The sequence below is a fragment of the Dyella humi genome, from assembly GCF_044904605.1.
Lineage (GTDB): Bacteria > Pseudomonadota > Gammaproteobacteria > Xanthomonadales > Rhodanobacteraceae > Dyella_B > Dyella_B humi.
In genome coordinates, this window is sequence record NZ_JADIKI010000023.1 from 1,756,018 (window position 1) to 1,777,574 (window position 21,557).

The 21,557-nt window shown below is 60.7% G+C and carries 14 protein-coding genes, 2 tRNA genes and 2 rRNA genes; 11 read left to right on the forward strand and 7 right to left on the reverse strand.

Going from position 1 to position 21,557, the window contains the following annotated elements; translation table 11 throughout:
• Positions 1-71: 71 nt before the first annotated feature.
• The 3 genes from ISP18_RS18960 to radC all read right to left on the reverse strand — a co-directional run bounded on the left by ISP18_RS18960 (position 72) and on the right by radC (position 3,653).
• Complete coding sequence (locus tag ISP18_RS18960) at positions 72-779, reverse strand: SPOR domain-containing protein (RefSeq protein WP_380015795.1); 708 nt, start codon at positions 777-779, stop codon at positions 72-74.
• Entirely contained in the window at positions 780-2,471 is a 1,692-nt protein-coding gene (argS, locus tag ISP18_RS18965) for an arginine--tRNA ligase (protein WP_380015797.1), read from the reverse strand. It abuts the gene before it with no gap.
• Positions 2,472-2,981: 510 nt separating this feature from the next.
• Positions 2,982-3,653 carry a RadC family protein gene (gene radC / locus ISP18_RS18970; protein ID WP_380015799.1) on the reverse strand — a complete coding sequence of 224 codons (672 nt, stop codon included), beginning with the start codon at positions 3,651-3,653 and terminating at the stop codon, positions 2,982-2,984.
• Between the two features lie 369 nt (positions 3,654-4,022).
• Here radC and coaBC point away from each other — a divergent pair, with 369 nt between their 5' ends.
• Genes coaBC through ISP18_RS18985 form a run of 3 tightly spaced genes read left to right on the forward strand, consistent with a single transcriptional unit; the run spans position 4,023 to position 8,038 of the window.
• A complete protein-coding gene (gene coaBC / locus ISP18_RS18975; protein ID WP_380015801.1) occupies positions 4,023-5,228 on the forward strand; it encodes a bifunctional phosphopantothenoylcysteine decarboxylase/phosphopantothenate--cysteine ligase CoaBC in 1,206 nt (401 codons plus the stop codon).
• A complete protein-coding gene (gene dut / locus ISP18_RS18980; RefSeq protein ID WP_380015803.1) occupies positions 5,225-5,680 on the forward strand; it encodes a dUTP diphosphatase in 456 nt (151 codons plus the stop codon). The genes coaBC and dut overlap by 4 nt, the downstream gene beginning before the upstream one ends.
• A 15-nt stretch (positions 5,681-5,695) precedes the next feature.
• Entirely contained in the window at positions 5,696-8,038 is a 2,343-nt protein-coding gene (locus tag ISP18_RS18985; RefSeq protein WP_380015805.1) for a phosphomannomutase/phosphoglucomutase, read from the forward strand.
• A gap of 98 nt (positions 8,039-8,136) precedes the next feature.
• Here ISP18_RS18985 and ISP18_RS18990 read toward each other — a convergent pair whose 3' ends face one another.
• Both ISP18_RS18990 and pyrE read right to left on the reverse strand, forming a co-directional pair.
• The gene (locus ISP18_RS18990; protein WP_380015807.1) at positions 8,137-8,787 is read right to left on the reverse strand and encodes a DUF4124 domain-containing protein; all 651 of its coding nucleotides are present in this window, start codon (positions 8,785-8,787) and stop codon (positions 8,137-8,139) included.
• A gap of 97 nt (positions 8,788-8,884) precedes the next feature.
• On the reverse strand, positions 8,885-9,532 hold the full coding sequence (gene pyrE / locus ISP18_RS18995) for an orotate phosphoribosyltransferase (RefSeq protein ID WP_380015809.1): 648 nt from the start codon (positions 9,530-9,532) through the stop codon (positions 8,885-8,887).
• A 94-nt stretch (positions 9,533-9,626) separates the two neighbouring features.
• On the opposite strand from pyrE, the gene ISP18_RS19000 reads away from it, so the two are divergent.
• From ISP18_RS19000 to ISP18_RS19010, 3 genes are all read left to right on the forward strand, one after another.
• On the forward strand, positions 9,627-10,397 hold the full coding sequence (locus ISP18_RS19000; protein ID WP_380015811.1) for an exodeoxyribonuclease III: 771 nt from the start codon (positions 9,627-9,629) through the stop codon (positions 10,395-10,397).
• The gene (locus ISP18_RS19005; protein WP_380015813.1) at positions 10,387-11,685 is read left to right on the forward strand and encodes an AmpG family muropeptide MFS transporter; all 1,299 of its coding nucleotides are present in this window, start codon (positions 10,387-10,389) and stop codon (positions 11,683-11,685) included. Before ISP18_RS19000 ends, ISP18_RS19005 begins: the two co-directional genes overlap by 11 nt.
• A 129-nt stretch (positions 11,686-11,814) precedes the next feature.
• Complete coding sequence (locus tag ISP18_RS19010) at positions 11,815-12,111, forward strand: hypothetical protein (RefSeq protein WP_380015815.1); 297 nt, start codon at positions 11,815-11,817, stop codon at positions 12,109-12,111.
• Here ISP18_RS19010 and ISP18_RS19015 read toward each other — a convergent pair whose 3' ends face one another.
• Complete coding sequence (locus tag ISP18_RS19015) at positions 12,112-13,239, reverse strand: anhydro-N-acetylmuramic acid kinase (protein ID WP_380015907.1); 1,128 nt, start codon at positions 13,237-13,239, stop codon at positions 12,112-12,114.
• Between the two features lie 4 nt (positions 13,240-13,243).
• The gene (locus tag ISP18_RS19020; RefSeq protein ID WP_380015817.1) at positions 13,244-14,695 is read right to left on the reverse strand and encodes an OapA family protein; all 1,452 of its coding nucleotides are present in this window, start codon (positions 14,693-14,695) and stop codon (positions 13,244-13,246) included.
• 217 nt (positions 14,696-14,912) lie between these two features.
• Between ISP18_RS19020 and tyrS the strand changes: the two genes are divergently transcribed.
• From tyrS to ISP18_RS19045, 5 genes are all read left to right on the forward strand, one after another.
• On the forward strand, positions 14,913-16,124 hold the full coding sequence (gene tyrS / locus ISP18_RS19025; protein WP_380015819.1) for a tyrosine--tRNA ligase: 1,212 nt from the start codon (positions 14,913-14,915) through the stop codon (positions 16,122-16,124).
• 423 nt (positions 16,125-16,547) lie between these two features.
• Positions 16,548-18,092, forward strand: a 16S ribosomal RNA gene (locus ISP18_RS19030).
• Positions 18,093-18,201: 109 nt separating this feature from the next.
• Positions 18,202-18,278: transfer RNA gene (locus tag ISP18_RS19035), tRNA-Ile, on the forward strand.
• A 27-nt stretch (positions 18,279-18,305) separates the two neighbouring features.
• Positions 18,306-18,381: transfer RNA gene (locus ISP18_RS19040), tRNA-Ala, on the forward strand.
• 204 nt (positions 18,382-18,585) lie between these two features.
• Positions 18,586-21,462, forward strand: a 23S ribosomal RNA gene (locus tag ISP18_RS19045).
• The 16S and 23S rRNA genes sit together here with 2 tRNA genes alongside, the layout of an rRNA operon.
• Positions 21,463-21,557: the final 95 nt, after the last annotated feature.

Genomic DNA, 21,557 nt, shown 5'->3' on the forward strand with positions numbered 1-21,557 from the left:
TCGCAAGCGTCAGCTGAAAACAACAAGGGCGCCATCGGCGCCCTTGTCATGACGAAAGTTGCAGTCGCTAATCAACCGCCAGCCTTCAACGCAATCGCCGAAATCCCCGCCGCCGACAAACGCTGCTTGGTCGATTCCAGATCGGTCGCCGAACGGAACGGCCCCAGGCGTACGCGGTGATAGGTCTGGCCACCGACGTTCACCGACTGCACGTTAGCCACGAAACCTTGCAGCGCCAGTTTGGCCTTCAAGGTTTCCGCATCGGCCGCGCTTGGGAATGCGCCAACCTGCAGCAGATAGCCGCTGGGGCCGGATGAAGGCGGCTGCGCCACGGCCGACGCCGGTGCCGCGGTGATGTTCTGCGTAACGGCTGGCGGCGCGTTCGGTGGCAGCTTGGGCGTGGTGGGCACGGCGTTCTGTTGCGCCTGCTGTTTCTGCTGAGCCAGTTGTTGCTGTTGTTCGGCCTTGGCCCGTGCGCTGATTTCGGAATCCGGAATGCGTACTTCTTTTTCCGACAGCACGGAATAGAAGTCGTATTGCGGTTTCTTGGGCGCGGTGTTGGCGCCTGCAGGCGTAAGGCCTTCGTCGCTGCCGGGCTGCGCCGTGGCTTCGGGGTTGGGTTGCGGGCCCTTGGGTGTCATCGGTACCAGTGAGTGGCGCATCAACACCACCACGACCAGGGCGCCGATCAGGATGCCGACCAGAATCCCGGCCCAGGCTGGGAATCCGCCGCCGCTGTTGCGAACGGCCTGCCGCCCTTTACCCTTGCGTGCTGCCATTTACATCTTCTCCGGGGCGCTGAGACCCAGTAAATCCAATCCGTTACGAATGACCTGACGGGTGGCGACGGCCAGCGTGATGCGCGCGTTGCGCAGATCGGCGTCGTCCACGATCCACTTGTGCTCGTGATAGTAGCTGTGAAGCGCGCCGGCGAGTTCGCGCAGATATTGCGCGATCAGGTGCGGTTCCAGATTGTTGGCAGCGGCCTCGACCACTTCCGGATAGCGCGAGAGTTCGGTGAGCAGAATCTGCTCCGGCTCCGAGTCGAGCCGCGTCATCTGCGCAATGCCCACCCGCGCGTCCACCGGCGGCAGGCCGCGCTCGGCCAGTTCTTCCAGCACGCGGCACACACGGGCATGGGCGTACTGGATGTAGTAGACCGGGTTGTCGTTGCTTTGCGAGCGGGCAAGGTCGATGTCGAACACCAGCTGCGAATCGCCCTTGCGCGCGATCAGGAAGTAGCGCGTAGCGTCGCGACCGGCTTCCTCGATCAAGTCGCGCAGCGTGACGTAGCTGCCGGCGCGTTTGGAGATTTTCACCTCTTCGCCACCGCGCATCACCGTCACCATCTGGTACAGCACGTAGTGCGGCCAATCTTTGGGAATGCCGCAATCCAGCGCCTGCAGACCAGCCTTCACGCGGGCCAGCGTGCCGTGGTGATCGGAGCCCAGCACGGTGACGGCGTTTTCGTAGCCGCGCTGCCACTTGCTGCGGTGATAGGCCACGTCCGGCACGAAATAAGTGTAGGTGCCGTCGGACTTGCGCATCACGCGGTCTTTGTCGTCATCGAAGTCGGTCGTGCGCAACCAGAGTGCGCCACCTTCCTCGAAGGTGTGACCGTGGGCAATGAGTTCGCGCACGGTTTCTTCCACCTTTTTGTCGGTGTAGAGCGAGGATTCGAGGAAGTACACGTCGAAGCTGACGCCGAAGGCCTGCAGATCCAGGTCCTGCTCGCGGCGCAAGCAGGCCACGGCGAAGTGGCGGATCGCCTCGAGATCTTCCGGGTCTTTTGCGCCGACCACGGCGTGACCGTCGGCAATCACCGTCTCGCCAGCCAGATAGGCGCGTGCTACCTCGGCAATGTAATCACCGCGATAGCCGTCTTCCGGCCAGCCGGCGTCGCCCGGCGCGATGCCGCGCGCGCGCGCCTGTACCGAGATCGCCAGGTTGTGAATCTGCACACCGGCATCGTTGTAATAGAACTCGCGCTTCACGCTCCAGCCGGTGGCTTCGAACAAGCGGGCGATGCAGTCGCCAAGCGCGGCATTGCGGCCATGCCCCACGTGCAGTGGTCCGGTCGGGTTGGCCGACACGAATTCCACGCCCACGGTGTGGCCGGCGCCACTCTGGTTGCGACCGTAGGCGTTGCCTTCGGACAGGATGCGGCCCGCCTCTGCGTGGTAGGCAGCCGGGGCGAGGACGAAATTGATGAAGCCGGGACCAGCGATCTCCACCTTCGCCACCAGGGCGTTGGCGGGCAGGGCGGCGACCAGCTTTTCAGCCACCTCGCGCGGCTTGGCGCGTGCCGACTTGGCCAGCAGCATGGCTGCGTTGGTAGCGAAGTCACCGTGCTCGCGGCTGCGTGCTCGCTCGATGACAAACTTGGGCAAGTCGATATCGGCGGGCAGGACACCATCGCCCTGAAGGGTCCGGATAGCCTGAAGGACCAGTTCGCGCAGCGCTTCTTTCACAGGAGGGGATCGAATCGGGATGGAACCGCGCATCGTAACAGACAGCCGCGTCAGAGCCTTCCTTACCGTGGGCGACTGTCATCCAGGCCCGTGGGAAACTGCTGCACTGCGGTGGATCCGGCTGTGGATAAGTCTGTGGGGAAAGTGAAGAGGGCGTATGGGGGATTGCGGAAAAGGCCGACGGAAACCTGTTTGTAACGCAATTAATACTTATAAAACAATGAATTAAAATGTGAACTTGATGTGCTTTTCAGTGATATGAGTCTAAGTGGCCTTCAGGGCGCTGTGTGCATAAGTCTTGCCAACGTCTGTCGGACCGACTTTTTGGGGTGCGCCTTTCGGCGTGGTACCGGCCATGTCACACGCTAGTCATGACGCAACGCGACAATAACTGGGTATCACCGGCGTCTCCCCCGTCGGCTCGATACGGGACTGCCGCATCCCTTATACCCTCCCCTCATGCGGCTCCCGGCGCGTCCTCCCGGTCGCGCCGTTTTTTTTGCGTACGTTTTAGAGCAAGCCACGAGCGGCCATGGATACCGGCTCGGCATGGCCGATCACCAGGTGATCCAGCACCCGTACGCCAACCAGCCGTAGCGCCTGGCCCAATTCACGGGTAATGGCTTGATCGGCGGAACTGGGCTCCGCCACCCCGCTGGGATGGTTGTGGGCAAAGATCACGGCGGCGGCGTTGTGCTTGAGGCAGGCGCGCACCACTTCGCGCGGGTGCACGCTGGCGCCATCCAGCGTGCCTCGGAACAGTTCCTCGAACGCCAGCACGCGGTGGCGGTTGTCCAGATAAAGGCAGGCGAATACTTCGTACGGCAGGTGCCGCAACCGGGCACTGAGGTAATCGCCACTGTCGCTCGGGTTGCGCAGCGAGGGGCGTTCGGCGAGCTGTTCGGCCAGGCTGCGCCGTGCCAGTTCCAGCGCGGCGGCGAGGCGTGCGCGCTTGGCGGGGCCTAAACCTGGTGTGCGGATCTCCCGATCCTGCCTACCGAGCAACGCGTTCAAGCCGCCGGCCTGCATCAGCAGTTCTCGACCCAGTGTGATGGCGTCCTTACCACGCACGCCGCTGCCGAGCAGCACGGCCAACAATTCCGCATCGGAGAGGGCGGCGCTGCCGTGGGTCAGCAGTTTCTCGCGGGGTCGTTCGCTTTCGGGCCATTGTCGAATGCTCATGTGACCAGCATCCCGTTTGGAGGCGCTTTCCGGACAGCAGTTGGCCCAGGTGAATCCGGTAAGCTAGCCGTCTATTCGTACGTCGGGTGCTGCTTACATGGGATGCTCTGGTCAATTTTTCGTGGGTGGCATGATGTCCAGAAGGCTCGCAGGGTGTGTTGCGCGGCGCCGGGAAGACTGGCTGTCTTGCCAAGCCGCGCGGCGCAGCATGCGAGCCTTCCGGACATCACCCTTCGGGTCGGCTCTGTATGTCCGCAGGCCTTCGGCCCATCGTCTCGACAGACGGCCAGTCTGCCTTCACCGATGGTCCTGTGGCCTGCGAACATACAGAGCCGGTGACACCTACGAAAAATTGATCAGAGCATCCCGATGAGTCTTGCTGAACGCCGCATCGTGCTGGGGGTATCGGGCGGCATCGCCGCCTACAAATCCTGCGAGCTGGTTCGCCGCCTGCGCGACCTCGGCGCACACGTGCGCGTGGTGATGACGGAGAACGCCACTCGCTTTGTCACGCCCACCACGTTCCAGGCGCTGTCCGGTGAGCCGGTGCGCACGAGTTTGTGGGATGAGTCCGCCGAAGCGGCGATGGGTCATATCGAACTGGCGCGTTGGGCCGAGCGCGTGCTGATCGCGCCGGCCAGCGCCGATCTCATCGCGCGCCTTGCGCACGGCCATGCCGACGATCTGCTGACCACGCTGTGCCTCGCCACGGCTGCACCGCTGTACGTGGCGCCGGCCATGAATCAGCAGATGTGGGCGCACGCGGCCGTGCAGGCGAATGTCGCCACGCTGCGCACGCGCGGCGTGCATATCCTCGGGCCGGCCGCGGGCGATCAGGCCTGTGGTGAGGTCGGTTCCGGCCGCATGCTGGAGCCGCACGAACTGCGTGCCGCCATGGTTGCCTCGTTCGGCGAGCAGGCGTTGCGCGGCAAGAAAGTTGTGGTGAGTGCGGGGCCCACTTACGAAGACATCGATCCGGTGCGCTTCATCGGTAATCGCAGTTCGGGACGCATGGGTTTTGCAGTGGCCGAAGCAGCGGTTGAAGCCGGCGCGCAGGTTACGCTGGTAGCAGGGCCGGTGAGCTTGGCGACGCCAGCGGGGATCGCCAAGCGAGTGGACGTGCGCAGCGCCGCGCAGATGCACGCCGCGGTGAGCGAAGCCGTGCAAGGCGCGGACATCTACATCGGCTCGGCAGCGGTTGGCGATTACCGTCCCAATACCGTGGCCGCGCACAAGCTCAAGAAACATGACGGTGCCGATCTCACGCTGCAACTGGCGGAGAACCCGGACATTCTCGCCAGTCTCTCGGCGAAGCAGCTGCATCCGTTTCTAGTGGGCTTCGCCGCCGAAACGCAGAACGTGGAAACCTATGCGCGCGACAAACTGCAACGCAAGGGCCTGGACATGATCGCCGCCAACCAGGTCGGCGAAGGTCTCGGTTTTGAAACGGCCGACAACGCCATCACGCTCTACTGGGCCGATGGCTCGCAAGAACTACCGCGCGCCGACAAGGCCGCGCTTGCGCGCCAGCTGATCGAATGCATCGCCAGCCGCTATAAGGCGGTGCGGGGATGATCGACATTGAGGTGAAGATTCTCGACCCGCGCCTGGGCGACAGCATTCCGCTACCGCAAGCGGCCACCGCCGGCAGCGCGGGTATGGACTTGCGCGCCGCGGTGCAGGAGCCGCTCATGCTGCAGCCGGGCGAAAGCGCACTGGTGCCCAGCGGCATGGCCATCCACATCGGCGATCCGGGTTGGTGCGCGTTGATCGTGCCGCGCTCGGGCCTAGGCCATAAGCACGGGTTGGTGATGGGCAACTTGGTCGGCGTGATCGATGCGGACTACCAAGGGCCGCTGATGATCTCCTGCTGGAATCGCGGCACGCAGCCTTACACCATTGCCGTGGGCGAGCGCATCGCGCAATTGCTGCTGGTGCCAGTGGGGCTGGCACGGCTGCAGATCGTCGAGGAATTCGTACCTTCGGAGCGCGGCGAAGGTGGATTCGGATCAACCGGAAAACATTGAGCGTTCGGGGGAAGCATGGCGATGAACGGCGCACGAGCGCGGTTGCCAGATGTGCGGTGGGGACGATTGCTGATGCTGGCAGGCGGCACCTTGCTGCTGGCGCTGGCCATCTTTGGCGGCTGGCAGACGTGGCTGATCGCCGATCAGGGTAGCGCCGTGGAGCGCGTGCACGTGGCGCAGGACCAGGCTGTGCAAGCGCTCAGCGAGGAAATCGCCAAGCAGCGCGATGCAGTGAACCAGGCGGTCGCCGGCGTCGACGTCAGCGGTCTGCCGGGCAGCGCGCCGCAAGTGATCGCGACGTTGAAGCAGCGCTTGCCGCAAGCCCAGGACATCGAGTTGTACAGCGGCGGCCTGGATGAAGTGCTACACGCCAACTACCGCGAATTCGGCTACGCGAAAGCTGCGCAGTTGATGTCTGCGCCGGATGCCGAAGGCACACCGCCGATGCAGGCCGCGCTCAAGGGCCTGGGCGATCGACGCCTTACTGTCGTCGCGCCAATTGGGGCGTCGCAAAAGCCGGCCGCGTGGGCGTGGATCGAATTGCCATTCGCACCTGTCGCCGATCGCTTCAACGCGGTTTCCACAAACAGCGGGCGGTTGCAGCTCACCCAGAATACCGATCGCGGTGGGAGTCTGGAGCTGATGGCCCGTGGCAATGCCGGCGCGGTAGATGTCGAGCCTACCGGCAAGGCCGTTGCGGGCAGCAACTTCTACGTCGAGGCGGTGCTGCCGGGTGCCTACATCGTACTGCCGCCGTCCTGGCCGTTTGCGGCGTTTCTCACACTGGTGGGCCTGGCTAGCGGTATCGGGTTATTCTGGTTGTTTGCGCACGCGGGCACACCCCGTCGTGCACCTACGCTAGAGGAACAGACCTTGTCGGACATCGTGGAGCCCCAATCGAAACCGGAACCCGCCAAACCCGCTGCATCGCCTGTCGCCAAGCCGGCGCCGGCCCCAACTGCGACTACGACGCCCGCCAGCGTTGATCCGACGATCTTCCGCGCGTACGACGTGCGCGGCGTGGTCGGCAAGAGCCTCACACCCGAGGTTGCCAAGCTGCTCGGCCAGTCGATCGGCACCGTGATGCGGGAGAAAGGTCTGCGCGAAATCGTGGTGGGCCGCGATGGACGCCTTTCCGGCCCTGAACTGGCCGGTGCACTGGCCGATGGCCTGCGCTTGGCAGGTGTCGACGTGATCGACATCGGCGCCGTGCCGACGCCGGTGGTCTACTACGCCGCCTATCGCTTCAACACAGGCTGCGGCGTGGCGGTCACCGGCAGCCACAATCCGCCGGACTACAACGGTTTCAAGATCGTGGTGGGCGGCGAAACGCTGTCCGAAGGCGCCATCCAGGATCTCTACCAGCGCATTGCCACCGGCGCGCTCGAATCCGATGGCGGCGGCATGCTGCGGCTGGTCGATGTGGTACCTGATTACATCGAGCGCATCACCTCGGACGTGCAAACCGAGCGTCCGCTGAAGATCGTGGTCGATTGCGGCAACGGCATTCCGGGTGCGGTCGCGCCGCAGGTGCTGGAAGGCATCGGTTGCGAAGTGATTCCGCTGTATTGCGACGTCGATGGCACCTTCCCCAATCACCATCCCGATCCATCCGATCCGCACAACCTGGAGGATCTGATCCTCTCGGTGAAGCAAACCGGCGCTGACCTTGGCTTGGCCTTCGATGGTGACGGTGATCGCCTGGGCGTAGTTACGCGCAGCGGCGAAATCATCTTCCCCGACCGCACGTTGATGCTGTTCGCACGCGACGTGCTATCCCGCCAGCCGGGCACGACGATCATCTACGACGTCAAATGCACCGGCCATCTCAAGGGCCAGATCCTCGACGCTGGCGGCAGCCCGCTGATGTGGCGTACCGGCCATTCGCTGATCAAGGCGAAGATGCGTGAAACCGGCGCGGAACTGGCCGGCGAGATGAGCGGGCATTTCTTCTTCAAGGAACGCTGGTACGGCTTCGACGACGGTATTTACGCCGGGGCGCGCCTGCTGGAAATCCTTGCCGGCGATATCGAAGGGCGCACGCCGGAAGACATCTTCGCCACGTGCCCGAAAGGCGTTTCCACGCCGGAGCTGAAAGTGGAAATGACCGAGGGCGAACATTACCGTTTCATCGAGAAATTCCGCGAGCAGGCGAATTTCGGCGATGCCACGCTGGTGACCATCGATGGCGTGCGCGCCGACTGGCCGGATGGCTGGGGCCTAGTGCGGCCTTCCAACACCACGCCGATACTGGTGCTGCGTTTCGATGCGGACAACGAGGAGGCGCTCAAGCGCATCCAGGATGTGTTCCGTGTGCAGTTGCTGGCGGTGGATTCGTCGCTGAAGTTGCCGTTCTGATAGTTCTTTCGGCTGCGTAGGCTGCGGTTTGCACCCAGCCTACGTCGCAACAAATGGTGTTTTGACGTGAGATTGGCCGCTTACTTAAGCGGCTGCAATCAATACCCGCGATCGTTCTTCTCTGCCGCCTTCAAATCACGGAAGTGCTGCAGCTCTTGAGCTTGCTGCTCCGCCACCGCTTCACGGTTCACTTTCTGGCGTTCGAGCAGGGCGCGCTCATTGGCCACCACGTTGCGCTGCGTGGCGATCTGATCGGTGAGGAACTTTGGCACGGGCTTTTTCGCGCGCTCTTCGTCGGCGGCGCGATTGAGCAGATCAGTGAGCGCGCCGTCCTGGCTGTGCAGGTTTACGCGCGTGGTGCTCATCTGCTCGTCGAGGTTGTCCAGCACCTGCTGCTGTTCGACTTTGAGCGCGGCTTCGTCGGGGTAGGTGTTGAGCAGTGTGATGTCCTTGCTCTTCTGCTCCTCGATGGCGCGTTGCTTGGCGGCAGCCTCGGCTGCCTGTTGTTGCGCGGCGGCGCGCTCGGCGGGCGAAAGCTGCTTCTGTACGTGCGTCATCACCATGCCATTGCTGTTGATGACGTCGTAGCCGTACTTCAGTGCGTCCTCAGTCAGGCTGTCGCTGTAATGCGGCAGGCCGTGAGCATCCACCCAGCGATAGCGGAAGCCGCCCGAAGTGCTTTGAGCGACGGCGAGCCCGGCCAGGCTAAGCAACAAGATGATGGATGCGCTAAGCGCGAGTCGATGCATGTTTCCCCCTCCTCAGCCCAGTATAGCCATCGCTTTTGACAGCAAGGATGTCAAAAGTGCGCCAACGTGACTGGGTTCACTAGCAGTCCGGGACAACTTAGCTGCTTACGCCGTAGTGTTCGCGGTAGGCGAGCATGCGTTGGTGTTCCGCTGCGAGGTCGGGTCGCTCGCCGGCATAGGCCAGCACGTCGCCGAAGCTGGTGATGGCGACTACTGGGATGCCGTAGTCGCGCTGCACTTCCTGTGCGGCGGAAAGCTCGCCCTGGCCGCGTTCCTGCCGGTCCAGTGCGATCAGCACGCCGGCCGGTGTGGCACCTTGCGCGTGGATCAGGGCAAGCGATTCACGCACGGCTGTGCCAGCGGTCATCACATCGTCCACGATCAGCACGCGACCGGAGAGTGGCGCGCCCACCAGCATGCCGCCTTCGCCGTGATCCTTGGCCTCTTTGCGGTTGTAGGCCCAGGGCAGGTCGCGGCCATGCTGGTCGGCCAGCGCGATGGCGGTGGCGGCGGCGAGCGGAATGCCCTTGTAGGCCGGGCCGAACAGCATGTCCACTTCCAGGCCCGAATTCGCGACGGCTGCCGCATAAGCACGGCCGAGACGCGCTAGCGCCGAGCCGGAGTCGATGCGTCCCATGTTGAAGAAATACGGACTGACGCGACCGGATTTGAGCGTGAATTCGCCGAAGCGCAGTACGTCGCGTTGCAGGGTGAGTTCGATGAAATCGCGCTGGTAATCGTGCATGGCAGTAAGGGCGGGAGGACAAGGTGTGCCATGGTACCGCGTCCCTCGCTTCTTGCTCGATTGCTATCATGGCCCGTCCCCACGAGGAACACCCATGCGCATCATCAGCCTGAACGCCAACGGCATCCGTTCCGCCGCAACCAAAGGTGTCTTCGATTGGCTGCGCAAGCAGCGCGCCGACGTGGTCTGTCTGCAGGAAACCAAGGCGCAGGAGGATCAGCTTACCGATCCGATGTTCCGCCCCGACGGGCATCATTGTTTCTATCGCGACGCCAGCAGCAAGAAGGGCTATAGCGGCGTGGCGATCTACGCCAAGCGCGAGCCGGACAAAGTGCTCACGCAACTGGGCTGGGATGAGTTCGACAACGAAGGGCGCTACATCGAGGCGCGCTTCGGCAATCTCAGCGTGGTGTCGCTCTACGTGCCTTCCGGCTCGTCCGGCGAGGAACGCCAGCAGTTCAAGTTCAAGGCGATGGATCGGCTCACACCGATCTTCGACAAGTGGCTGAAGAGCGGTCGCGATTACGTGCTCTGCGGTGATTGGAACATCGTGCGCACGGAACTCGACATCAAGAATTGGCGTTCGAATCAGAAAAACTCCGGTTGCCTGCCGGAGGAGCGTGCATGGCTCAACGACCTGGTCGACAAGCGGGGCTGGGTAGACAGCTTCCGCGCGATCAAGCCGGAAGCGGTGGAATACACCTGGTGGTCCAACCGCGGCCGCGCGCGCGAGAACAATGTGGGGTGGCGCATCGACTATCAGATCGTGACGCCCTCGCTGCACAAGCGGCTCAAGCACTGCTCGGTCTATCGCGACGAACGTTTCTCGGACCACGCGCCCTACACGGTTGACTATGCCGACTGAGGCCGGCGCTTCGGCCGCGCGCAAACCCTCCATCTGGCAGGCGTTTTCGCAACCGGCCGCGTGGACGATGTGCCTGCTGGGCTTTTCCTCCGGCCTGCCGTTTCTGCTGGTGTCCTACACGCTGTCGTTCTGGCTGAAGGAAAACGGCATCGTGCTGAAAGACATCACGATGATCGCCAGCGCCGGCATGACTTACGCGTTCAAGTTCGTATGGGCGCCATTGCTGGATCATTGGCGGCTCCCATTGTTCACGCGGCTGGGGCAGCGCCGTGGATGGTTGCTGCTCGCTCAGCTTGGGGTGATCGTCGGGCTGGTCACGATGGCGGTGCTGACGCCGCATCAGCTGCCGCTGTTCGTTGCAGCCACGCTGTTCGTCGCCTTCATGGGCGCCACGCAAGATATTGCTGTCGACGCGTATCGCATCGAGATCGCGCCGCCGTCGGCACAAGGTGCCTTGGTGGCGACATATTCGCTAGGTTATCGGCTCGGTCTGCTCGTTTCCGGCGCGCTGGCGCTGATCCTGGCCGATCACATTCGTTGGGCGCAGATCTATGTGCTGATGGCTGTAGCGATGGTCTTACCGGTGATCACCACGCTGAAGATGCGCGAACCGGACGTGCGTCGCCTGTTACCCGCGTCATGGCGGGAGGCGATGCGCGAAGGCGTGATCGATCCGTTCGCCGATTTCTTCCGTCGCTACGGCTGGGCTCTCGCGCTGCTGACCTTGCTGTTCATCCTGCTGTTCAAGATTCCGGAGCAGGCGATCATCGGCGGCGTGATGGGGCCGTTCTACCGCGACATGGGTTTCTCCAAGACCGAGATCGGTGCCGTCACCAAGATCTACGGTATCTGGATTGGTATTTTCGGCGCTTTCGCCGGCGGTGCAGCGGTAGCGCGCTGGGGTGCGTGGCGATCCCTTGGCGCCTGCATCGTGCTGGGTGCGATCAGCAACTTGCTTTACCTGTTGCTGATCGCACACCAAGGCCATCTGACCATGCTGACCTTGGCCATCTCCGGACAGAATTTTTTCGAAGGCATGCTCGGTCCGCCGACCGTCGCATTTCTTTCCCTACTAGTGAATCGCCAGCACACGGCCACGCAATATGCGCTGTTGAGTTCACTGGTAAATCTGCCTGGCAAAGTACTCGGCTTTTTCGCCGGCGGCATTGTGGCGGTACTGGGTTACGGCGGCTACTTCGTGATTACCGTGTTTTCGGTGCTGCCGGCGATGCTGCTGTTCGCCTGTCTTTGGCGGCGTTTCGATCCGGTTGCGGCACCCTCTGGATAAGCGGGAGCTGAAAGCGCTCACACCTCGACTGCGAACTGATCCACGGATCGCCGCGATGGCGATTGCAGGCAACGATGCAGTTGGCGAGGATCGGTATACAGGGCTGTGTGGTACCGGAGCAACCGTCCCATGCCGGATTTAATGATTCGTCACATCGATCGATTGATGGCAGAGCGCATCAAGCTGCTGGCGAAAGCGCGCCAGTGGTCGATCAACGATGTTGTGCTGCAGGCGTTGCGGCAGGGTTTGGGTGTGTCGGGAAACGGGTTGCTCGCCGAGACCATGCTTGAGTCGTCCGACATTTCCTTCGGTGGACATTGGGACGCACGCGAGCGCGCAGCGTTCCAGGAGGCGGTGCAGGCGCTCGCCATGGCGTGCCCGGAACAACTTGCGCCGAGTCCTCAGGTGAGCGAATTGCTGGAATGATCAGCGCGTCGCGCGGGGCGCCGGATACACTGCACCCAGCACGCGAAACCCTTTCGCACCGGTAACGGCCGGAAGGTTGCCCGGCAATCCAAGCAACCGCTGCCGCGCCAGCCATGCGAAAGCAGTGGCTTCCAGATAATCCGGATCGACACCGTAGACCGCCGTGCTGGCCAGTTCGCGCGGCTTCAGCAGTTTTTGCAGGCGTTGGACCAACACCGGGTTATGCACGCCGCCGCCGCACAGCAGTACATCGGCGGCATCTTTGGCGTGCGTCTCGATCGCCATGGCGATGCTATGCGCGGTGAGTTCGAGCAAGGTGGCCTGCACGTCAGCTGGCGAGATCGATAGCGAGTGCAATTGCGCATCCAGCCAGGCGAGATGGAAGTGCTCGCGTCCGGTGCTTTTGGGTGGCGGCATGGCGAAGTAGGAATCGCGCAGCAACTGCGCAAGCAGCGTTTCGTCTGAGTGTCCACTGGCGGCAAATGCGCCGCCTCGGTCGAATGCCTCGCTGCGATGACGTAGGCACCACGCATCCATCAAGCCGTTCGCTGGCCCCGTGTCGAAGCCGAACACGCGGCCGTCCGCGGCAAGCACGGTAATGTTGGCGATGCCGCCAAGATTGAGCACCACACGTGTGCGACCGAGTGTGCTGAGCAGCATCGCGTGGACAGCGGGCAGCAGCGGCGCACCCTGGCCGCCGGCCGCGACATCCGCGCTGCGGAAATCTGCAACGGTGTCGATGCCACAGCGTTCGGCAATCACGGCTGCGTTGCCGATCTGCAACGTGAAGGGATGCTCGCCGCTGGGGCGATGCCGGATGGTCTGTCCATGCGATCCCACCGCGCGCACGGATGCTGCGGGCGTGCCGCTTTGTGCAAGCAATGCTTCGACGGCGTCGGCAAACGTACGGCCCACCGCGACGTCCAAACGTCCGAACGCATCGAGATCCAGCGTGGTTTCGTCCTGCGCCACACGCAGGATCTGTGTGCGTAGCGCCTCCGGCCAGGGATGCGCTAGGGCATGCACCAGCTGGGGTTGGTTTTGTTCGAAACGCACCAGCGCGGCGTCGATGCCATCCGCGCTGGTGCCAGAGATCAGCCCGATGTAGAGCTCAGTGCCGTCATCCACGGGCTCAGTCATCGCTGCGCGGGGTGGATTGGGCGCGCGCGAGCTTGTAGTTGTTGTCGATTTCCGTCAGGCGCGCCAGTTGCGGCTTCACCACGATGCTCTTGAACTGCGCCATTTGCGGTCCCGGCAACGGCTCGGGCTTGGGCAGGGTGACCGTCTGCGGATTGCGCTGCACCCCGTCGACGCGGAATTCGTAGTGCAGATGCGGGCCGGTTGCCAGGCCCGTCATGCCGACGTAGCCGATCACATCGCCCTGACGCACATGCTGGCCCACGCGCTCGGTGGCGAAGCGCGACATATGGCCGTAAGCCGTGCTGATCTGGCTGTTGTGCTGGATGATCACGAAATTGCCGTAGCCGTTCATCCAGCCGCGAAACTTGATCACGCCATCGCCGGCGGCATGGATCGGCGTGCCGGTAGGCGCGGCGTAGTCCACGCCTTTGTGCGCGCGCATCAGGCCCAGGATTGGATGCATGCGCGCGGCGCTGAAGGTCGAGGAAATACGTGTGAAGTCCACGGGGATGCGCAGGAAGGATTTTTGCAGCGGCCGGCCATCTTCGCTGAACCAACCAATGCTGCCATCGGCGCGCTTGAAGCGGTACGCGGTGTAGCGCTGTCCCTGGTTGACGAATTCGGCCGCGACGATGTCGCCTTCGCGCAAGTAACCACCATCGCGATACACGGTGTCGTAGACCACGGTGAAGCTGTCGCCCACGCGCAGGTCTTGCACGAAGTCGATGTCGTATTTGAAGAGATCAGCGAGCTTGATCACCATCGCGTTGCTCAAGCCCGCCTTGTTGGCGGCGGCGAACAGCGAATCGTCGATCACGCCGTGGGCGATCTGCTCGCGCGTTTCCACCGTGCGCGCGACGGTGTTCATGCTGGGCGTGGCGCCGTCGAGGCGGATGATGGCGCGGGTGGATTCATCCTTGTCGAAACGAATGCCTTCGAGGTTGCCGTGACGACCGATCAGGAAATCGAATTCCTGGCCCGGACGGATGTTATGAAGCGCCGTCTTCGCGTCACCGGCGTTATCGACCACGCGTTGAAGATCGGAAAGGCTCAGTCCCTGGCTCTGGAAAATGTCTGCAAGCGTTTGTCCGGAGCGCACTTGCAAGACGCGCCAATCTTCCATCGCCGGTGACTTGAGCGAGGGGGCTTCGACCTTCGGCAAGGCGAGCGGCAGCAGCGTGTGTTCCACCGGCTGCGTAGCGACGGGCTTCATCGCTGTGGCCCACGCAGGAATCAGAAAGCCGGAAAGCACCGTGATCAACAGCGCTGTTGCGGCGAGCATCCAGCGTTCGCGGTGCCAATGGATAGGCGGCTGATCGCCACCCGTCTGGCGATTGAACGACCAATGGGCGCAGCGTTGATAGAAGTGAGAGTGTCGGCGTTGGGCCTTGCGGCGGATGGCCAGCTTGCGCGCGATGCGCGGGTCTTGCTTGCTCTGTGCCATCACCAATTAACCTTATTCTTCTTATGCATCTTCACCACCGCACCCCCTGCGGTTACAAAGTATCAATCGACGCGTACCATAACGAGCTTGTGCAAAGGTCGTCAATGCCTTTTGCATCAAGGGTTTGCGCGAGATTTCCGGTTAACGCACAATTAACGCTATTGACGGCGGCCATCACCTTTTTGGCTGCCTAGACAACTACACCGACGAGGACGACATGAACGAGCTTGAGCAGGCGCTGGCCACCATTGCGCGCGGCGCCGACGAGATCATCAAGCAGGAGGAGCTGGCCGGCCGCCTCAAGCTCGGGCGGCCGCTGCGTATCAAGGCCGGCTTCGATCCGACCGCGCCGGATCTGCATCTGGGCCACACCGTGCTGCTCAATAAGATGCGGCAGTTCCAGGACCTTGGGCACACGGTGATCTTCCTGATCGGCGATTTCACTGGGATGATTGGCGATCCCACGGGCAAGAACATCACGCGCAAACCGCTCAGTCGCGAAGACGTGCTGGCGAACGCCGAGACCTATGCCGAGCAGGTCTATAAGGTGTTGGACCGCGATAAGACCGAGCTGCGCTTCAATTCCGAATGGTTCGGCCAGATGACGGCGGCCGATATGATCAAGCTCTCCGCGCAGCATACGGTTGCCCGCATGCTTGAGCGCGACGATTTCGCCAAGCGCTATGCCGCGCAGCAGCCGATCGCGATCCACGAATTCCTCTATCCGCTAGTGCAGGGCTACGACTCGGTGGCGCTGAAGTGCGACGTGGAGCTCGGGGGCACCGACCAGAAGTTCAACCTGTTGATGGGACGCGCGCTGCAGGAACATCACGGCCAGCCGCCGCAGATCGTGCTCACCATGCCGCTGCTCGAGGGCCTGGATGGCGTCAACAAGATGTCCAAGTCGCTGGGCAACTACATCGGCATCAATGAGCCGGCCATCGACATCGTCGCCAAGACTTTGAAGATCGGCGACGAGCTGATGTGGCGCTGGTTCGAGCTGCTGAGCTTCGACGTGTCGCTGGATAAGCTGGCGCAGATGAGGCGCGAGGTGGCGAGTGGGGAGCTCAATCCGCGCGATGCCAAGCTGCGCCTCGCGCGCGAACTGGCTGTGCGCTTCCACAATGTCGAAGCGGCCGAGCAGGCGATTGCCGGCTGGCATGCGGTGGTGCGCGGCGAGGGCGATACCAGCTTGTTGCCGCTCACTGAAATCACCGTGCCCGCCGAAGGCTTGCGCTTGCCGGCGCTGCTCACCGCGGCTGGTCTGACCTCCAGCAATTCCGAAGCGAATCGCAAGCTCAAGGAACGTGCCGTGCGCATTGATGCGGAAGTCGTCGAGGATGCTCAGCGCGTGTTTGCGCCCGGCTTTGAGGCCGTACTGCAAGTCGGCAAGCGCAACTTCGCGCGCGTCTTGCTCACTCAAGCTTGAGTGAGCATGCGCATGCGAGCAACGCGAACAGGCGTTGCGTTGCTCGCAAGAAAAAAATTTGCAGAAATCGCTTGCCAGATCGGTAGGCGCTCCCTAATATTCGCCACCCCGCCGTTGCACCCTTCGCGCACGGCAACTCCCCAAGCAAAAATGCAGTCGCTAAAGGTGTTGACGGAAGCGTGAAGGGATGTAGAATGGGCGGCTCACCCGGGACGAAAGGTCTTGGGGCGATCGACAAGAGTCGGTTGCAAGTGATTGATCTTTGACAGTATGCGCAGGTGACTTGTGTGGGCGCCTTGCGGTAGATGGATGACTGTCCATGTATTGCAAGCGTCTAACCAAAGAGTCAATTCAAAAGCTTGACGTTTTAAGGTTAGGGTAAACGCTTCGGAAAGATAGATCGTCTTCGGATGATCGAAAACTTAAGTGAAGAGTTTGATCCTGGCTCAGATTGAACGCTGGCGGCATGCCTAACACATGCAAGTCGAACGGCAGCACAGTGGTAGCAATACCATGGGTGGCGAGTGGCGGACGGGTGAGGAATACATCGGGACCTGCCCAGACGTGGGGGATAACGTAGGGAAACTTACGCTAATACCGCATACGTCCTACGGGAGAAAGCGGGGGATCTTCGGACCTCGCGCGGTTGGATGGACCGATGTTCGATTAGCTAGTTGGTGAGGTAATGGCTCACCAAGGCGACGATCGATAGCTGGTCTGAGAGGATGATCAGCCACACTGGGACTGAGACACGGCCCAGACTCCTACGGGAGGCAGCAGTGGGGAATATTGGACAATGGGCGCAAGCCTGATCCAGCAATGCCGCGTGTGTGAAGAAGGCCTTCGGGTTGTAAAGCACTTTTATCAGGAGCGAAATACTACCGGCTAATACCCGGTGGGGCTGACGGTACCTGAGGAATAAGCACCGGCTAACTTCGTGCCAGCAGCCGCGGTAATACGAAGGGTGCAAGCGTTAATCGGAATTACTGGGCGTAAAGCGTGCGTAGGCGGTTTCTTAAGTCTGCTGTGAAATCCCCGGGCTCAACCTGGGAATGGCAGTGGATACTGGGAAGCTAGAGTGTGTCAGAGGATGGTGGAATTCCCGGTGTAGCGGTGAAATGCGTAGAGATCGGGAGGAACATCAGTGGCGAAGGCGGCCATCTGGGACAACACTGACGCTGAGGCACGAAAGCGTGGGGAGCAAACAGGATTAGATACCCTGGTAGTCCACGCCCTAAACGATGCGAACTGGATGTTGGTCTCAACTCGGAGATCAGTGTCGAAGCTAACGCGTTAAGTTCGCCGCCTGGGGAGTACGGTCGCAAGACTGAAACTCAAAGGAATTGACGGGGGCCCGCACAAGCGGTGGAGTATGTGGTTTAATTCGATGCAACGCGAAGAACCTTACCTGGCCTTGACATGTCGCAAATTCTGCAGAGATGCGGAAGTGCCTTCGGGAATGCGAACACAGGTGCTGCATGGCTGTCGTCAGCTCGTGTCGTGAGATGTTGGGTTAAGTCCCGCAACGAGCGCAACCCTTGTCCTTAGTTGCCAGCACGTAAAGGTGGGAACTCTAAGGAGACTGCCGGTGACAAACCGGAGGAAGGTGGGGATGACGTCAAGTCATCATGGCCCTTACGGCCAGGGCTACACACGTACTACAATGGTCGGTACAGAGGGTTGCGAGACCGCGAGGTGGAGCCAATCCCAGAAAGCCGATCCCAGTCCGGATCGAAGTCTGCAACTCGACTTCGTGAAGTCGGAATCGCTAGTAATCGCGAATCAGCTATGTCGCGGTGAATACGTTCCCGGGCCTTGTACACACCGCCCGTCACACCATGGGAGTGAGTTGCTCCAGAAGCCGTTAGCCTAACCGCAAGGAGGGCGACGACCACGGAGTGGTTCATGACTGGGGTGAAGTCGTAACAAGGTAGCCGTATCGGAAGGTGCGGCTGGATCACCTCCTTTCGAGAGCGACAGCACCGCTGCCGCAAGACGTCCACACAAGACACCTGCACATCCGCACGCCGACGGCGTGAGAGGCCTGCTCCGCAAGGAGCGGGGCCTGAAGCTTTATGGGTCTGTAGCTCAGGTGGTTAGAGCGCACCCCTGATAAGGGTGAGGCCGGTGGTTCGAGTCCACCTAGACCCACCATTATTTGGGATGCCGACCCGGACTTACGGGGCCATAGCTCAGCTGGGAGAGCACCTGCTTTGCAAGCAGGGGGTCGTCGGTTCGATCCCGACTGGCTCCACCAGTTTTAACGGTAAGCGGATGTGTAGCGCATACAAAAGATTTTGAAGCGAACTGGCGTTGAGGCCAGCGTCGTGTTCTTTGAAAACGTAAACGAGTGACAAGCGTCTTGGTTTGAACCAAACCGAGATGTGTCGTTGAGGCAAACGACGAATGCGTTGTTTGGGTATATGACAACGAATGGCCGCGAGGCGATTTGGGGTTATATGGTCAAGCGACCAAGCGTATACGGTGGATGCCTTGGCAGTCAGAGGCGATGAAGGACGTGGCAGCCTGCGAAAAGTGTCGGGGAGCTGGCAACAAGCTTTGATCCGGCAATGTCCGAATGGGGAAACCCACTCCGTAAGGAGTATCGCTCAGTGAATACATAGCTGAGCGAAGCGAACCCGGGGAACTGAAATATCTAAGTACCCGGAGGAAAAGAAATCAACCGAGATTCCCTGAGTAGCGACGAGCGAACGGGGAGCAGCCCAAAAGCACAGTATGTGTTAGTCGAACGGTTTGGAAAGGCCGGCCATAGCGGGTGATAGCCCCGTAGGCGAAAACGCACATTGTGTGAAATTGAGTAAGGCGAGGCACGAGAAACCTTGTCTGAACATGGGGGGACCATCCTCCAAGGCTAAATACTCCTGACTGACCGATAGCGAACAAGTACCGTGAGGGAAAGGCGAAAAGAACCCCGGAGAGGGGAGTGAAATAGACCCTGAAACCGTATACGTACAAGCAGTGGAAGCCCGCAAGGGTGACTGCGTACCTTTTGTATAATGGGTCAGCGACTTACTGTCAGTGGCAAGCTTAACCGTATAGGGGAGGCGAAGGGAAACCGAGTCTGAATAGGGCGCATAGTCTCTGGCAGTAGACCCGAAACCGAGTGATCTATCCATGGCCAGGTTGAAGGTGCGGTAACACGCACTGGAGGACCGAACCCACATCTGTTGCAATAGATGGGGATGAGCTGTGGATAGGAGTGAAAGGCTAAACAAACTCGGAGATAGCTGGTTCTCCTCGAAAGCTATTTAGGTAGCGCCTCGTATGAATCTTCCTGGGGGTAGAGCACTGTTATGGCTAGCGGGTCATTGCGACTTAGTAAACCATGGCAAACTCCGAATACCAGGACAGAATGTACGGGAGACACACGGCGGGTGCTAACGTCCGTCGTGAAAAGGGAAACAACCCAGACCCGCAGCTAAGGTCCCCAAGTTATCGCTAAGTGGAAAACGATGTGGAAAGGCATAGACAGCCAGGAGGTTGGCTTAGAAGCAGCCACCCTTTAAAGAAAGCGTAATAGCTCACTGGTCGAGTCGGTCTGCGCGGAAGATTTAACGGGGCTAAGCGATACACCGAAGCTCGGGGTGCACACTTTGTGTGCGCGGTAGAGGAGCGTTCCGTAAGCCTGTGAAGGTGAGTTGAGAAGCTTGCTGGAGGTATCGGAAGTGCGAATGCTGACATGAGTAACGATAATGCGGGTGAAAAGCCCGCACGCCGAAAGCCCAAGGTTTCCTCGCGCAACGTTCATCGGCGCAGGGTGAGTCGGCCCCTAAGGCGAGGCAGAAATGCGTAGTCGATGGGAAGCTGGTTAATATTCCAGCACTTGACTGTAGTGCGATGTGGGGACGGAGAAGGTTAGGTCTACCCGGCGTTGGTTGTCCGGGGGAAAGGCGGTAGGCGGTGATCTTAGGCAAATCCGGGATCACATACGCCGAGCACCGAGACGAGCCCTTAGGGCGAAGTGACTGAGACCACGCTTCCAGGAAAAGCCACTAAGCTTCAGCTACAGCAAACCGTACCGTAAACCGACACTGGTAGGCAGGGTGAGAATCCCAAGGCGCTTGAGAGAACTCGGGTGAAGGAACTAGGCAAAATGGCACCGTAACTTCGGGAGAAGGTGCGCCCGCCGGTGTGGTCACATGCGTGACTGAGCACTAGCGGGTCGCAGTAACCTGGCCGCTGCGACTGTTTATCAAAAACACAGCACTCTGCAAACACGAAAGTGGACGTATAGGGTGTGACGCCTGCCCGGTGCTGGAAGGTTAATTGATGGGGTCAGCCGCAAGGCGAAGCTCTTGATCGAAGCCCCAGTAAACGGCGGCCGTAACTATAACGGTCCTAAGGTAGCGAAATTCCTTGTCGGGTAAGTTCCGACCTGCACGAATGGCGTAACGACAGCGGCGCTGTCTCCACCCGAGACTCAGTGAAATTGAAATCGCTGTGAAGATGCAGCGTTCCCGCGGCAAGACGGAAAGACCCCGTGAACCTTTACTATAGCTTTACACTGAACGTTGAGTTCTTCTGTGTAGGATAGGTGGGAGGCTATGAAACCGAGACGCTAGTTTCGGTGGAGCCAACCTTGAAATACCACCCTGAAGTGCTTGACGTTCTAACCTAGGTCCGTAATCCGGATCGGGGACCGTGTATGGTGGGTAGTTTGACTGGGGCGGTCTCCTCCCAAAGCGTAACGGAGGAGCACGAAGGTACGCTCAGCGCGGTCGGACATCGCGCACTGTGTGCAAAGGCATAAGCGTGCTTGACTGCAAGATCGACGGATCAAGCAGGTACGAAAGTAGGTCTTAGTGATCCGGTGGTTCTGTATGGAAGGGCCATCGCTCAACGGATAAAAGGTACTCCGGGGATAACAGGCTGATACCGCCCAAGAGTTCATATCGACGGCGGTGTTTGGCACCTCGATGTCGGCTCATCACATCCTGGGGCTGTAGCCGGTCCCAAGGGTATGGCTGTTCGCCATTTAAAGTGGTACGCGAGCTGGGTTCAGAACGTCGTGAGACAGTTCGGTCCCTATCTGTCGTGGGCGTTGGAGATTTGAGGGGGGCTGCTCCTAGTACGAGAGGACCGGAGTGGACGTTCCGCTGGTGTTCGGGTTGTCATGCCCATGGCATTGCCCGGTAGCTACGAACGGAAGTGATAACCGCTGAAAGCATCTAAGCGGGAAGCACGCCCCAAGATGAGATCTCCCGAGACTTCGAGTCTCCTTAAGGCACCATCAAGACTAGGTGGTTGATAGGCGCGATGTGGAAGTGCAGCAATGCATTGAGCTAACGCGTACTAATGCGCCGTGCGGCTTGACCATATAACCCCAAGACGCTTCGTGGTTATGACCAACGAACATCTCAATTCACCAGACGCTTGTCACTCGTTTACCCTTTATCTCACGTGAGATCCGTC